Below are 12,677 nucleotides of genomic sequence, written 5' to 3' on the forward strand. Positions count from 1 at the left end.
GCTGAGGGCTAGGCCGCCCGGCGCCGCCAGGCCGCGGCCAAAGCGAGAAGGACGGCGGCGTTGAGCGTGGCTTCCACGGGGCGGCGGCGGAGGGCGAGGCCAACCACCACCAAGGCGGTGCCTGTTTCGAAGGCCAAGAAGCGCCTGGTGTCGCCCGCCCGCCACATGGGGGCGAAACCCAGCCCGGCCCAGCCGGCCAGGGGGTAGCCGGCGACCAGTAACAGGTTGGCCGCCCGGCGCCGGGCCGGGCTCACGAGCCGGGCCGGTAGAGGCCCATCGCGTCCTGCGCCCGGGCCAGGGTGGCCGCGGCGATCTGGCGGGCCTTCGTCGCCCCCCGCACGAGCGTGCCCTCGGCGCCCTCGGGGTCGGTGGCCAGTTCGAGGTAGCGCTCGCGCACCGGCCGCAGCAGTTCGACGACGGCGTCGGTGACCGCCGTCTTGAGCGACGCGTAGTCGCCGAACCCGTCGGCCAGCTCCTCGGGGTCACCCCCGGTGGAGGCGGCCAGGATCTGGAGCAGGTTGGACACACCCGGCTTGTGCTCGGGGTCGAAGCGCACCTGGGGCCGGGCGTCGGGGTCGGTGACCGCCCGGCGCACCTTGCGCTCGATCACGTCCGGTTCGTCGAGCACGAGCACGACTCCCCGGGGCGACTCGCTCGACTTGGACATCTTCGAGGTGGGGTCCTGGAGGTCCATGATGCGCGCTCCCACCTTGGGCACAGTCGCCTCGGGCACCACGAACGTCTCACCGAAGCGCTGGTTGAACCGCACGGCCAGGTCGCGGCACAGCTCGAGGTGCTGGCGCTGCTCGTCGCCCACCGGCACCCGGTCGGCGTCGTAGAGCAGGATGTCGGCCGCCTGGAGCACCGGGTAGGTGAACAGGCCCACCCGGGCGGTGGTGTCGTCGCCGCCCTTGGCCTTCTCCTTGAACTGGGTCATCCGCCGTAGCTCCCCCATACCGGCCAGGCACTCCAACAGCCAGGCCAGCTGGGTGTGCTCGGGCACGTGGCTCTGCACGAACAGCGTGCACACGTCGGGGTCGAGACCGGCGGCCACCAGCACCAGCGCCGTCTCCATCGTCTTGGACCGCAGCTCGCCGGGTTCGCGGGGCACGGTGAGGGCGTGCAGGTCGACCACGCAGAAGTAGGAGTCGGCCGCGTGCTGGTCGGCAGCCCAGTGCCTGACCGCCCCCAGGTAGTTGCCCAGGTGGATGTCGCCGGTCGGCTGGATGCCGGAGAGCACTCTTGCCATGCCGGGATCGTAGGCGCCCGGTCCGGGCCCGGCGGTCGCATATGCACCGTTCGCGCCTGCCACCCCGGTACCCTCGCGGCGATGTCCTACGAGGTGCGGACGCCGGTTTACGAGGGCCCGTTCGACCTGCTGCTCCACCTGATCGTGCGCGACCAGGTCGACGTCCACCAGGTCTCGCTGGCGGGCATCGTCGACGCCTACCTGGCCGAGATGGACCGCATGGAGGCGCTCGACCTCGACGTGGCCACCGAGTTCCTGCTCATCGCGGCCACGCTCGTGGAGCTGAAGACGAGGCGGCTGCTGCCCGGCCTCGACGACCCCGAGGCCGAGGAGGAGCTGGCCCTGCTCGAGGAGCGCGACCTGCTGCTCGGGCGCCTGCTGGAATGCAAGACGTTCCGCGACGCCGGGGCCGCGCTGGCCCGGGCCGCCCAGGTGGCATCGCTGTCATGGCCCCGAACGGCGGGCGTCGAGCCTCGCTTCCTCGAGCTCATGCCCGATGTGCTGGCTGGGGTCACCGGTGACGATCTGCGCCGGGCTTTCCTGCGGGCCACCGCGCCCAAGCCGGTGGTGCGGGTCGTGCTCGACCACGTCGCCCCCATCCGGGTGAGCGTGTCCGACGCGGTGGCCGAGCTGGCGGCCACCTTGCCCGAGCGAGGCCCGGTCACCTTCCGGGAGCTCACCCGGGGGATTGGGGAGCGCCTCGAGGTCATCGTGCGTTTCCTGGCCGTGCTCGAGCTCTACAAGCAGGGCCGCATCGAGGTCTCCCAGGCGACCACCTTCGGCGAGCTGGTCATGGTCTGGACCGGCCAGGGATCGGACGCCGAGGTCACTTCGGACACCGGCGACGACGCGGACCACGCCGCCGGTGAGCTGGTGAGCGCCGCTGTGGGCCGGGCCGGTGGCTAGGAGCGAGGCGGCGCGGGCCGTCGAGGCGGTGCTCATGGTGGCTGAGGAGCCGGTCGACCCCCAGCTCCTGGGTCAGCTCCTCGAGCTGGGCGCCGGGCGGGTGGAAGACCTGTGCGCCGAGTTGGCGGCCGAGTACGAGTCCGAGGGCCGTGGCTTCGTCCTGGTGCGGGTGGGGGGCGGCTACCGGTTCCAGAGCCACCCCGACCTGGCCCCCTACGTCGAGCGCTTCCTGCTCGACGGTCAACCGGCCCGCCTGTCGGGCGCCGCCCTCGAGACGCTGGCCATCGTGGCCTACAAGCAGCCAGTGTCGCGCGCCCAGGTGGCCGCCATCCGGGGCGTCAACGCCGACGCCGTGATCCGCACACTCAGCCAGCGGGGCTTCGTCCACGAGGTCGGTCGCGACCCCGGACCGGGCCAGGCCCTGCTCTACGGCACTACCCCCCTGTTCTTGGAGAAGCTGGGCCTCGACAGCCTGTCCGACCTCCCGGCCCTGGCCGACTTCGTGCCCGAACCGGCGGTCGTCGAGGCTCTGGAGCGGGGCTTGGGCGTACCCGACACCGGGGAGTGAGCGGCCCGGCGGCCGAGGGCGAACGCCTACAGAAGGTCCTGGCCGCGGCCGGTTACGGGAGCCGGCGGGTGTGCGACGAGCTGATCGCCGACGGCCGGGTGACAGTCGACGGCCAGGTGGCCGTCCCCGGCCAGCGGGTGGACCCCGACCAGGTCCGGGTCGAGGTCGACGGCGTGGTCGTGTCGGTCCGTCCCGGCCTCGTCCACTACCTGCTCAACAAGCCCCGGGGAGTGGTCACGACCGCGTCCGACCCCCAGGGCCGCCCCACGGTCGTCGACCTCGTCCCGCCCGAACCCCGGGTCTTCCCGGTGGGCCGGCTCGACGCCGACACCGAGGGGCTGCTGATCCTGACCAACGACGGTGACTTGGCCCACCGGCTGGCCCACCCGTCGTTCGGGGTCGAAAAGGAGTACCTGGCCGAGGTCGAGGGAACGCCCACCCCCGGTGACCTGCGCCGGCTGCGTGACGGGGTGGAACTGGAGGACGGCGTAACGGCCCCGGCCCGGGCCAGCCTGGTGGGCGACCGCGCCCTGCGCCTGGTACTCCACGAAGGCCGCAACCGCCAGGTCCGCCGCATGTGCGCAGCCGTGGGCCACCCCGTGGTGCGCCTGGTCCGCACCCGGATCGGCCCCCTCGCCGACCGCCGCCTTCGCCCGGGGGAGTGGCGCCTGCTGGAGCCCTCTGAGGTCCAGTCTCTCCAAGAGGCGGTGGCCGCCCCCCGCCCCCCGCCCGCCCGGGGCCGGAGGCCGTCCCGGCGCTGAGGCGTGCTCTGGGAGACTCTGAGCGTGCGGAGCTCGGGTTGGGCTCGATGGGCCCCGGTGCCGATCGTGCTGTTGCTGGTGGTGCTGCTGGCCGGAGGGGCGTACCGGGACGGGACGTCGGGCACGGGCCGGGGGGGAGGGGCCCTGGCCGTGCTGGACGCCCACGATCCCCAGTCGGTGGGGGCGGCACCGGCCCCGTCCCCGGAGGTGTCGGTGGTGGTGACTCGGGCGGGGGTCGTCGTCCCGGTGCTCGAACGGGTGGGCAATGGGTTCCGGGTCAGCACCCCGTGCGGCCGGGAGGCGGTGGTCACCGGCGCCGTCCCCGTGGGCCACGCCACAGTGGTGATCGACCCGGGCCACGGCGGGTACGACCCCGGAGCGGTCGGGCCCAACGGCCTGCGGGAGGCCGACCTCAACCTGGCGGTGTCGCTGGAGGCCAAGGCCGCGCTGGAGGCCGAGGGTGTCTCGGTCGTGCTGACCCGCAGCGCCGACCACGGGATGAACCTGGCCAACCGCGCCCGGCTGGCGACGGAGCTGGGGGCGGCCGTGTTCGTATCGGTCCACCACAACGCGGCCGCCACCGCGCCCAGCGCCCTCCCCGGCACCGAGACCTACTACCAGCAGGGCTCGGACGAATCGCGGCGCCTGGCCGGCCTGGCCTACGAGGAGGTGGTCGAGGCCCTGTCCGCCCACCCTGTGCGCTGGGTCGGGAACGGGGCGGGGGCGACGTGGCGGTCCAGAGCGCGCGACGGCGACGACTACTACGCGGTGGTCCGGCTCCCGAAGCCCGTCCCGGCCGCCCTGGTCGAGTTCGCCTACCTGAGCAACCCGGCTGAAGAGGACTTCCTGGCCCAGCCGGCCACGGCCCGCTTGGAGGGAGAAGCCCTGGCCCGGGCCGTCGTCCGTTTCCTGCGGACCGACGACCCCGGGTCGGGCTACGTCGAGGGCGGGCAGGTGGCGCCCCGGCCCCGCACGGGCGGTGGGGGCGGGGGAGGTGGCGTCGACCCCTGTGACGACCCCGAGCTCTAGCAGTCGGCGCACCCGCTGGCCCCGCGGGCTGGCGGCCCTGGCGGGCGCCCTGGCGCTGGCCGCCGCCGTGCCCCACGTGGGGGCCCGACTGGCCCCGGGGCCGGCGTCCACCGCCGGCGTGGCGGCGGCCGGCACTTCGAGCACGACCTGGTCCACGACGACTTCGGCGACGCCGACGCCGACGACGACCACCTCCTCGACGACCAGCTCCTCGACCACCTCCACGACGACCTCCACGACGCTGGCTCCGCCCGCCGGGCTGGTCGAGGAGGTGGCGGCCCGGCTGGCCGACCCCCGGCTTGCGGGCGCGGTGGTGGGCCTGTCGGTCTGGGTCGAGGGCTCGGGCGAGGTGGTCACGACCGGAGCGGACCAGCCCCTCCTCCCGGGGTCGAACGAGAAGCTGCTGGTGGCCGCGGGCGCACTGGCGGTGCTGGGGCCCGATGCCGTGCTGACCACCGAGGTCAAGGCAGCCGGCGAGATCGACGGCGGATGGCTTCACGGTGACCTGGTGCTCGTGGGCGGGGGCGACCCGTCCCTGGGCCTGGCCCGGCTCGACGAGCTGGCCCGCCAGGTGCGGGCCGCGGGGGTTCGGCACGTGGCCGGGGACCTCGTGGCCGACGAGAGCCGCTACGACGACCGGCGCACCGCCCCGGGATGGACCGACTGGCACATGCCCACGTTCGTGGGCCCCCTGTCGGCACTGGCGGTGGGTCGGAACTGGCTACGCATCGACGCCGAGTACGTCGCCGACCCGGCCCGGGCCAACGCGGGCTACTTCCGCCAGGCTCTGTCCAGAGCGGGGGTGACGGTGGCTGGGGCCGACCGCAGAAGCCCCGGCCCCGGCCTGGGCGCGGACGAGCGACCGGTCGTGGCCTCGGTGGAGTCCCCTCCCGTGGCCGCGCTCGTGGGCGAGATGCTCACCCGGAGCGACAACTTCTACGCCGAGCTCCTCGTCAAGGAGACGGGTTACCGGGGGGTGGGCGAGGGCACGACCGCCGCCGGGTTGGCGGCCGCCCACGCCGTACTGGACGAGCTGGGCGTGGTCCTGACGGGCCTGAGCGCCGACGGTTCGGGGCTCAGCCGCGACAACCGCAGGCCGGCGGGGGAGTGGCAGCGTCTGCTGGTGGCGGCCGCGGCCCAGCCGTGGGGGCGGCACCTTTTGGAGGGCCTCCCCGTGGCCGGCCGTACGGGCACCCTGGCGTCGCGCTTCCGGGGCCGGCCGGGAGAGGCGGTGGTGCGGGCCAAGACCGGTTCGGTGCGAGGGTCCCGGGCACTGTCGGGCTACCTCAGCACGGCCGGGGGCCGTTCGGTGGTCTTCTCGCTGGTCGTGAACGGACCGGCGGCGTCGGCCGCCGTCGGTGCCATGGACGACCTGGTCGCCTCCATCGCCGCCAGTGCGGCCTAGGAGGCTGGTGTCTAACCCCTCCCCAGGCGGCCGACCGCCCAGTCTTGGGCTCGGCCGAACTACGAAGTGCTGGTCAGGGGCAGGTCGGCCGCTCGGCGCGAAGCGCCGATCGCGAAAGGCACCATCCTCCTAAGGCCTCGTCGGGAGCGGACCTGGGAAGTGGCGTAGATTCTCCGGGCCGTGGCCCCTGCCGTACGCGCCCTGCGAGGCGCGACCACTGTCGACGACGACAGCCCCGAGCAGATAACCGAGCGCGTCCAGGCCCTCGTCCGCGAGATGCTGGAGCGCAACGGGGTGTCCCACAACGACCTGATCAGCGTGATCTTCACCGCCACCGACGACTTGGTGTCGCTGTTCCCGGCGGCCGCCGCCCGGGGGGTGGGCCTGGGTGACGTCCCGTTGCTGTGCGCCCGGGAACTGGCGGTCACCAACGGGACGCCCCGGTGCATCCGGGTGCTGATGCACCTCACTTCGGAGCGGACGGCGACCGAGATGCGCCACGTCTACCTCGAGGGAGCCCGGGGGCTGCGTGATGACCTCCCGGGCTGAGCGCCGCCGGGCGAACATCGTGGGTACGGGGCTCATCGGGGGTTCGATCGGCCTGGCCCTCAGGGCCCGGGGTTGGCACGTCACGGGGCGCGACGCCGACCCCGGGCGAGCGGCGCGAGCGCTGGAACTGGGGGCGCTCGATGCCCTGGGCGAAGACCCCGGGGCCGAGATCACGTTCATCGCCACCCCGGTGTCGGCCGTCGTGGCCGAGGCCCGCCGGACGCTGGCGCACGGGGGGGTGGTGACCGACGTCGGCGGTGTCAAAGGGCCCGTGGTGGCCGGAGTGGCCCACCCCCGCTTCGTGGGCGGCCACCCCATGGCCGGCTCGGAGCAGGAGGGTGTCGACGGCGCGTTCGCCGATCTGTTCGAGGGGGCGACCTGGGTGCTGACCCCCGACACGGGGACCGACCCGGGCGCCTACACCGCCGTCCGGTCGGTCGTGACGAGCCTGGGGGCCGAGGTCCTGGCCCTGCCGCCCGATCGCCATGACGACCTGGTGGCCACCGTGTCCCACGTGCCGCACCTCGCAGCCGCAGCCCTCATGGTCCAGGCCGCCGAGGGCGCGGAGGAGCACTCGGCCCTGCTGCGCCTGGCCGCGGGCGGGTTCCGCGACATGACCCGCATCGCCGCCGGTGCCCCGGGCATCTGGCCCGACATCTGCGCCGAGAACCGGGAGGCCATCGTGAAGGCCATGGACGAGCTGCTGGCCTCCCTCTCGTCCATGAGGGACCTGGTGGTGCTGGGCGACCGGCCCGGGCTGCTCGACGCCCTGGAACGGGCGCGGGCCGCTCGTACCAGCCTGCCCGTGCGGGCCGAGAGCCCCAGCGAGCTGGCCGAGGTCAGGGTGCCGGTGCCCGACCGGCCCGGGGTGCTGGCCGAGGTCACGACCCTCATGGGCGACCTGGGAGTGAACATCGTCGACATCGAGATCGCCCACTCCGGCGAGGGCCCCCACGGCGTCCTGCTGATCATCGTCGACGCGGCCGCTGCGGACCGGGCCCGCGACGCCCTGGCCCAGCGAGGATTCCGGGTGTCGGCCCGGGCCCTCGAGCCGTGACCGGCCCCCGGAATGCCCCGCTGGTCATCGCCATCGACGGGCCCGTGGGTTCGGGCAAGTCGACGGTGGCCCAGGCCGTGGCCCGCCGGCTCGGCCTCGAGGTGCTGGAGACGGGAGCCATGTACCGGGCGGTGGCGGCCGCCGCCTTGGCCGCGGGCATCTTGCCGGGAGCGGCGTCGGAGGCGGAGCTGGCGAGGATCGCCGACGACGGGCGGTTCGACCGGTGGGGGCCGTCGGAGCTGCGGACCACGGCCGTCAACCGGTCGGTCAGTGCGGTGGCCGCCCAGCCGGCCGTGCGGGCCGCCCTGGTCGCCCACCAGCGGGCGTGGGCCGCGGCTCGGGGCGGGGCCGTGGTCGAGGGCCGGGACATCGGTACGGTCGTGTTCCCCGATGCCCCGGTGAAGGTGTTCCTCACGGCCTCGCTGGAGGAACGGGCCCGGCGCCGGGGGGCCGACGAGGGCCCCGCCGACCTGGCCCGCCGCGACCATCTCGACTCCACCCGGGCCGACTCCCCGCTCGTGGCGGCCTCTGATGCCCACGTGATCGACAGCACGGGCCGGTCGGTCGAGGACATCGTGGACGAGATCGTGGGGTTGGTGCCGTGATGCTCTACCGGGTCGTCTGGTACGCCGTCCAGGGGATCCTGCGCACCTACTGGCGGGTGTCGTGCGAGGGCCGGGAGAACGTCCCGCGCCACGAGCCCTTCATCCTGGCCCCCGTCCACCGGTCCTTCCTCGACTTCGCCATCGTTTCTTGTGTGACCCGGCGCCGGCTGTGTTACATGGCCAAGGACTCGATCTGGAAGTTCGGCCTGTCCAACCGCTTCTTCCGGGCGCTGGGCGCCTTCCCGGTGCGCCGGGGAGGTCCCGACCGCGAGGCCATGCGCCGGTGCATGGAGGTCATCGCCCGCGGGGAGCCGCTGGTCATGTTCCCGGAGGGGACGCGGCGCTCGGGCCCGGTGGTCGCCGACCTCTACGAGGGGCCGGCCTACGTGGCCGCCCGTACCGGTGTGCCCATCGTGCCCGTGGGGATCGGCGGTTCCGAGAGGGCCCTCAAGAAGGGCCAGAGGGTCCCAAGGCCGGTGAAGGTGCATGTGGTCGTGGGCGAGCCCATCCGGCCGCCGGTCCCCGTGGATGGTGAACGGGTGCCCCGCCGGGTCCTGCGCGACCTCACCGAGGAGCTGCGGGCCGAGGTCCAGCGCCTGTTCGACCTGGCCCAGTCACGGGCCGGGGCCACCGGGCCCGAGCGCTGACGGTCACGGCCGCGACGCGGCGGCGAGCCGGCCCCCGCCGGTGACAGGCCGGCCGTCAGGGGCTGGCCGGTGTCCCCTCGGGGGCCGGGGCCCGTAGGGCGGCCAGCACGTCGCTGGCGGCCGTGTGGCGGTCGTCGGCCAGGGCCTCGTCCCCCAGGAGGCGTCGCAGTTCCCGGGGGGGAGGGAAGTACTCGTCCTCCTCGGTGACGCGTACCTCCTCGACCCCCTGAGCGGGAGCGAGGCGGGCGATGACGGCGTCTACCAGCTCCTCGGGTGCAGATGCGCCGGCCGTGACCCCCACGACGCCCGACAGGTCGGCGGGGACTTCGTCGGCGTGGTTGACCCGGTAGACCCGCGGGCAGCCGGTGGCTTCGGCCACCTTGGCCAGGGCCACCGTGTTCGAGGAGTTGGCCGACCCGATGACCACGATGGCCGCGGCCCGGGCCGCGATCTCGGTCAGGGCCGACTGGCGGTTGGTGGTGGCGAAGCACAGATCGCTGCGGCCCGGCACCCACAGCTCGGGGTAGCGCTCGCGGGCAGCGGCCAGCACCCCGGCCCAGTCGTGGTGGCTGAGGGTGGTCTGGGCCAACAGGGCCACCGGGCCCAGCTCGGCCGGCAGCTTGTCGACATCGCTCTCGCTCTCGACCAGCTCGATCGACTCGGGGGCCACGGCCATGGTGCCGACGGCCTCGTCGTGGCCCTGGTGGCCCACGTAGAGCACCGTGTACCCCTTGCCGGCTCGGACCTTCACCTCGTGGTGCACCTTGGTGACCAGGGGGCACACGGCGTCGACGACGAAGCCGCCGTTGGCCCGGGCGGCGGCCACCACCTCGGGCGCCGACCCGTGAGCCGAGAGCATGAGCGGGGCGCCTTCGGGGACAGTCGTGACGTCGTCGACGAAGACCACTCCCAGGTCGCGGAAGCGGTCGACGACCAGCCGGTTGTGGACGATCTCGTGGTAGCAGTAGACGGGCGGCTCGAAGACCTTGACCATCCAGGCCAGGGCCTTTATGGCCATCTCGACGCCCGCGCAGAAGCCCCGGGGCGCGGCCAGGAGCACCTTCTCTACGGCCATGGCCCCCACCGTACCGGTGACCGGGCACCGGCCGGCACTGGCGGGCACCGGCGAGCCGTATCCTGGGGCGATGTCCCCCCCGCGCGTCGTAGCCGTCGCGCCCGGTTCGTCGGCGGCGCGCGCCGGCCTCCAGCCCGGCGACGAGATCGTCTCGATCGGTGGGCGGGCCCCTCGCGACGTGATCGAGTGGCGCCTGCTCGTCGACGAGCCCGACCTCGACCTGGAGGTCCGGCGGGGCGGTCTGGAGATGGCCGTGGCCGTGCCCAAGGCCGCGGGCGAGGCGCTGGGGGCCGAGGTGTCGTCACCTGTGTTCGACCAGGTCCGCACCTGCGACAACCACTGCGAGTTCTGCTTCATCTTCCAGCTGCCGCCCGGGCTGCGGTCGAGCCTCTACGTCAAGGACGACGATTACCGGCTGTCGTTCCTCTACGGCAACTACACGACGCTGACCCGGTTCACCGAGCTCGACCTCGAACGAGTGGTCGACGAGAAGCTCAGCCCCATCAACGTCAGCATCCACACCACCGACCCCGAGCTGCGGGCACGGATGCTGCGTAACCGGCGAGGGGCGACCAGCCTGCGCTGGTTGCGGGCGCTGCTCGACCACGGCATCGAGGTCCACGGCCAGGTCGTGGTGTGCCCGGGGGTTAACGACGGGCCTGCCCTGGAGGCGACCTTGGCCGGCATCCTCGACGAGTACCCCGAACTGGCCACGGCGTGCATAGTCCCGCTGGGGGTCAGCCGCCACTCCACCGAGCCCTCGCTGCGGCCCCACACCCGCGACGAGGCAGCTGCCGTCCTCGCCACGGTCGAGACCTGGCAGGAGCTGTTCCTGGGCGCCGTGGGGCGGCGGGTGGCGTTCGCGGCCGACGAGTACTACCTGCTGGCCGGCCGGCCCTTCCCGCCGGCCGAGACCTACGAGGGCTTTCCCATGCACGAGGACGGCATAGGAATGGCCCGGGCCTTCGAGCTCGAACTGGCGGGCCGGCGCGAGGAGCCCCTAGGCGTCCAACCCGGTTTCTTCGCCTGGGTCGACGGCGCCCCGCCGGCCGGCTACCGGGCCCCCCGCGCGGCCGCCGGCGACACGGCTGGAGCCGATGCCGAGCCCGCCGCCCCCCCCGGCTGCTGTGCCGGCCTGGGTACCGGCGGCCCCGCCGAGCCCGGGCAAGTCGGGCACGGGCCGGCGACGGTCATCACCAGCGAGTACGGGGCGCAGGTGCTGGGGCCGCTGCTGCCCGGGGTCGACCTGCTGGCCGTTCCCAACGAGTTCTTCGGAGGCAACATCGCCGTGACCGGCCTGCTCGTGGGTCGCGACATCGCGGCCGCCATGGCCACCCGTCCACCGGGGGGCCGCTACCTGCTGCCCGACGTGTGCCTGTCGGGGGGAGCGTTCCTCGACGGCACGACGCCCGCCGACCTGCCCGAGCCCGTCGAGGTCGTGCCCACCGACGGGCTGGCCCTGCGCCGCGCCCTGGCCGAGGCCGCCCGGTGACCGCCGGCCTGCCGGTGGTGGCCGTGGTCGGTCGCCCCAACGTGGGTAAGTCCACTCTGGTCAACCGCATCGTGGGCCGGCGGGAGGCGATCGTCGAGGAGCAGCCGGGTGTCACTCGCGACCGCAAGGAGCTGGCCGCCGACTGGCGGGGCCGGGACTTCCTAATCGTCGACACCGGGGGGTGGCTGGCCACCACCGATGTCCTCGACGCCAAGGTCAGCGCCCAGGCCGAGCGAGCCATCTCCGAGGCCGACGTGGTCGTGTTCGTGGTCGACGCCACCGTCGGGGTGACCGAGGAGGACGACCGGGTCGCCGCCATCCTGCGCCGGACCGGGCGACCGGTGATCGTGGTGGCCAACAAGGTCGACAGCGAGCAGCGTGAACCCGACGCCTGGGCGCTGGCCCGGCTCGGCCTGGGCACCCCGCTGGCGGTCAGCGCCCTCCACGGGCGGGGCAGCGGCGACCTGCTCGACGCCGTCGTCGACGCCCTCGGGCCTGAGCCAGGCCCCACCGCCGACCTCGCCGATGACGGCGACCGCTCCGCCCCCGAGGGGGACCGAGACGCCTCGGTGCCCTCGGTGGCCATCGTGGGACGGCCCAACGTGGGCAAGTCCACGCTGTTCAACCGGCTCATCGGGGACGAACGTTCGGTGGTCCACGACCAGCCCGGTACGACTCGGGACACGATCGACACGGTCGTAGAAACCCCCCACGGAATGTTCCGGTTCGTCGACACCGCCGGCATGCGGCGCAAGAGCCGCATCGACGAAGGCCCGGAGTACTACTCCCTGGTCCGGGCGCTCCAGGCCATCGACCACGCCCGGGCCGCCCTGCTGGTGATCGACGCCAGCGCCGGGGTCACCCACCAGGACCAGCGCCTGGCCGAGCGGGTGGACGCGGCCGGCACGGCCGTGGTCATCGTGCTCAACAAGTGGGACCTTCTCGACGCCGAGCAGCGGGCCCTCGTCACCATCGACGTGGCCGACCGCCTGGGCTTTCTGGGTTACGCCCCGGTGCTGAAGGTGAGCGCGTCCAGCGGCAAGGGGGCGCACCGCATCCTGCCGGCGCTCGACGAGGCGCTCACGTCGTCGGCCCGCCGGGTGCCCACCCGGGAGCTGAACCAGCTCATCCAGTCGGCCCAGGCGGCCCAGCCCGCGCCCGGGGCCAAGGTCCTCTACGCCACCCAGGGGGCGGCCGACCCGCCCACCTTCACGCTGTTCACCAACCGGGCCCTGCCGCCCTCGTACCTGCGCTACCTCGAACGGCGCATCCGCGAGCATTTCGACTTCGGGCCCACGCCCGTAAAGGTGCGTGTGCGGAGGCGTACGGCGTGA

At 73.7% G+C, this 12,677-nt stretch carries 14 protein-coding genes; 11 read left to right on the forward strand and 3 right to left on the reverse strand.

Going from position 1 to position 12,677, the window contains the following annotated elements; translation table 11 throughout:
• Positions 1-8: 8 nt before the first annotated feature.
• Together AB1673_05630 and trpS are read right to left on the reverse strand one after the other, a co-directional pair.
• On the reverse strand, positions 9-254 hold the full coding sequence (locus tag AB1673_05630; protein MEW6153457.1) for a hypothetical protein: 246 nt from the start codon (positions 252-254) through the stop codon (positions 9-11).
• Entirely contained in the window at positions 251-1,249 is a 999-nt protein-coding gene (gene trpS / locus AB1673_05635; protein MEW6153458.1) for a tryptophan--tRNA ligase, read from the reverse strand. Before trpS ends, AB1673_05630 begins: the two co-directional genes overlap by 4 nt.
• 81 nt (positions 1,250-1,330) lie before the next feature.
• Here trpS and AB1673_05640 point away from each other — a divergent pair, with 81 nt between their 5' ends.
• The 9 genes from AB1673_05640 (at position 1,331) to AB1673_05680 (ending at position 8,776) form a co-directional block, all read left to right on the forward strand.
• The gene (locus AB1673_05640; GenBank protein MEW6153459.1) at positions 1,331-2,155 is read left to right on the forward strand and encodes a ScpA family protein; all 825 of its coding nucleotides are present in this window, start codon (positions 1,331-1,333) and stop codon (positions 2,153-2,155) included.
• Entirely contained in the window at positions 2,148-2,723 is a 576-nt protein-coding gene (gene scpB / locus AB1673_05645) for an SMC-Scp complex subunit ScpB (GenBank protein ID MEW6153460.1), read from the forward strand. The genes AB1673_05640 and scpB overlap by 8 nt, the downstream gene beginning before the upstream one ends.
• Entirely contained in the window at positions 2,720-3,484 is a 765-nt protein-coding gene (locus tag AB1673_05650) for a pseudouridine synthase (protein MEW6153461.1), read from the forward strand. The genes scpB and AB1673_05650 overlap by 4 nt, the downstream gene beginning before the upstream one ends.
• A 57-nt stretch (positions 3,485-3,541) precedes the next feature.
• Positions 3,542-4,513 (forward strand): N-acetylmuramoyl-L-alanine amidase, encoded by a 972-nt coding sequence (locus tag AB1673_05655; protein ID MEW6153462.1) that lies wholly within the window; start codon positions 3,542-3,544, stop codon positions 4,511-4,513.
• Positions 4,494-5,918, forward strand: coding sequence for a D-alanyl-D-alanine carboxypeptidase/D-alanyl-D-alanine-endopeptidase (dacB, locus tag AB1673_05660; protein ID MEW6153463.1), 1,425 nt, complete (start codon positions 4,494-4,496; stop codon positions 5,916-5,918). Before AB1673_05655 ends, dacB begins: the two co-directional genes overlap by 20 nt.
• 180 nt (positions 5,919-6,098) lie before the next feature.
• Entirely contained in the window at positions 6,099-6,467 is a 369-nt protein-coding gene (gene aroH / locus AB1673_05665) for a chorismate mutase (GenBank protein MEW6153464.1), read from the forward strand.
• On the forward strand, positions 6,451-7,524 hold the full coding sequence (locus AB1673_05670) for a prephenate dehydrogenase/arogenate dehydrogenase family protein (GenBank protein ID MEW6153465.1): 1,074 nt from the start codon (positions 6,451-6,453) through the stop codon (positions 7,522-7,524). The genes aroH and AB1673_05670 overlap by 17 nt, the downstream gene beginning before the upstream one ends.
• On the forward strand, positions 7,521-8,129 hold the full coding sequence (locus AB1673_05675; GenBank protein ID MEW6153466.1) for a (d)CMP kinase: 609 nt from the start codon (positions 7,521-7,523) through the stop codon (positions 8,127-8,129). The genes AB1673_05670 and AB1673_05675 overlap by 4 nt, the downstream gene beginning before the upstream one ends.
• Positions 8,129-8,776 carry a lysophospholipid acyltransferase family protein gene (locus AB1673_05680; protein ID MEW6153467.1) on the forward strand — a complete coding sequence of 216 codons (648 nt, stop codon included), beginning with the start codon at positions 8,129-8,131 and terminating at the stop codon, positions 8,774-8,776. Before AB1673_05675 ends, AB1673_05680 begins: the two co-directional genes overlap by 1 nt.
• Positions 8,777-8,831: 55 nt before the next feature.
• Here the strand turns inward: AB1673_05680 and ispH are convergent, their stop codons facing one another.
• Positions 8,832-9,851, reverse strand: a complete 1,020-nt coding sequence (gene ispH / locus AB1673_05685; protein MEW6153468.1) for a 4-hydroxy-3-methylbut-2-enyl diphosphate reductase — start codon at positions 9,849-9,851, stop codon at positions 8,832-8,834.
• 70 nt (positions 9,852-9,921) lie between these two features.
• Here ispH and AB1673_05690 point away from each other — a divergent pair, with 70 nt between their 5' ends.
• Both AB1673_05690 and der read left to right on the forward strand, forming a co-directional pair.
• A complete protein-coding gene (locus AB1673_05690; protein MEW6153469.1) occupies positions 9,922-11,343 on the forward strand; it encodes a DUF512 domain-containing protein in 1,422 nt (473 codons plus the stop codon).
• Positions 11,340-12,677 (forward strand): ribosome biogenesis GTPase Der, encoded by a 1,338-nt coding sequence (gene der, locus AB1673_05695; GenBank protein ID MEW6153470.1) that lies wholly within the window; start codon positions 11,340-11,342, stop codon positions 12,675-12,677. Before AB1673_05690 ends, der begins: the two co-directional genes overlap by 4 nt.

It is taken from the genome of Actinomycetota bacterium (assembly GCA_040754375.1).
GTDB lineage: Bacteria > Actinomycetota > Acidimicrobiia > Acidimicrobiales > AC-14 > JBFMCT01.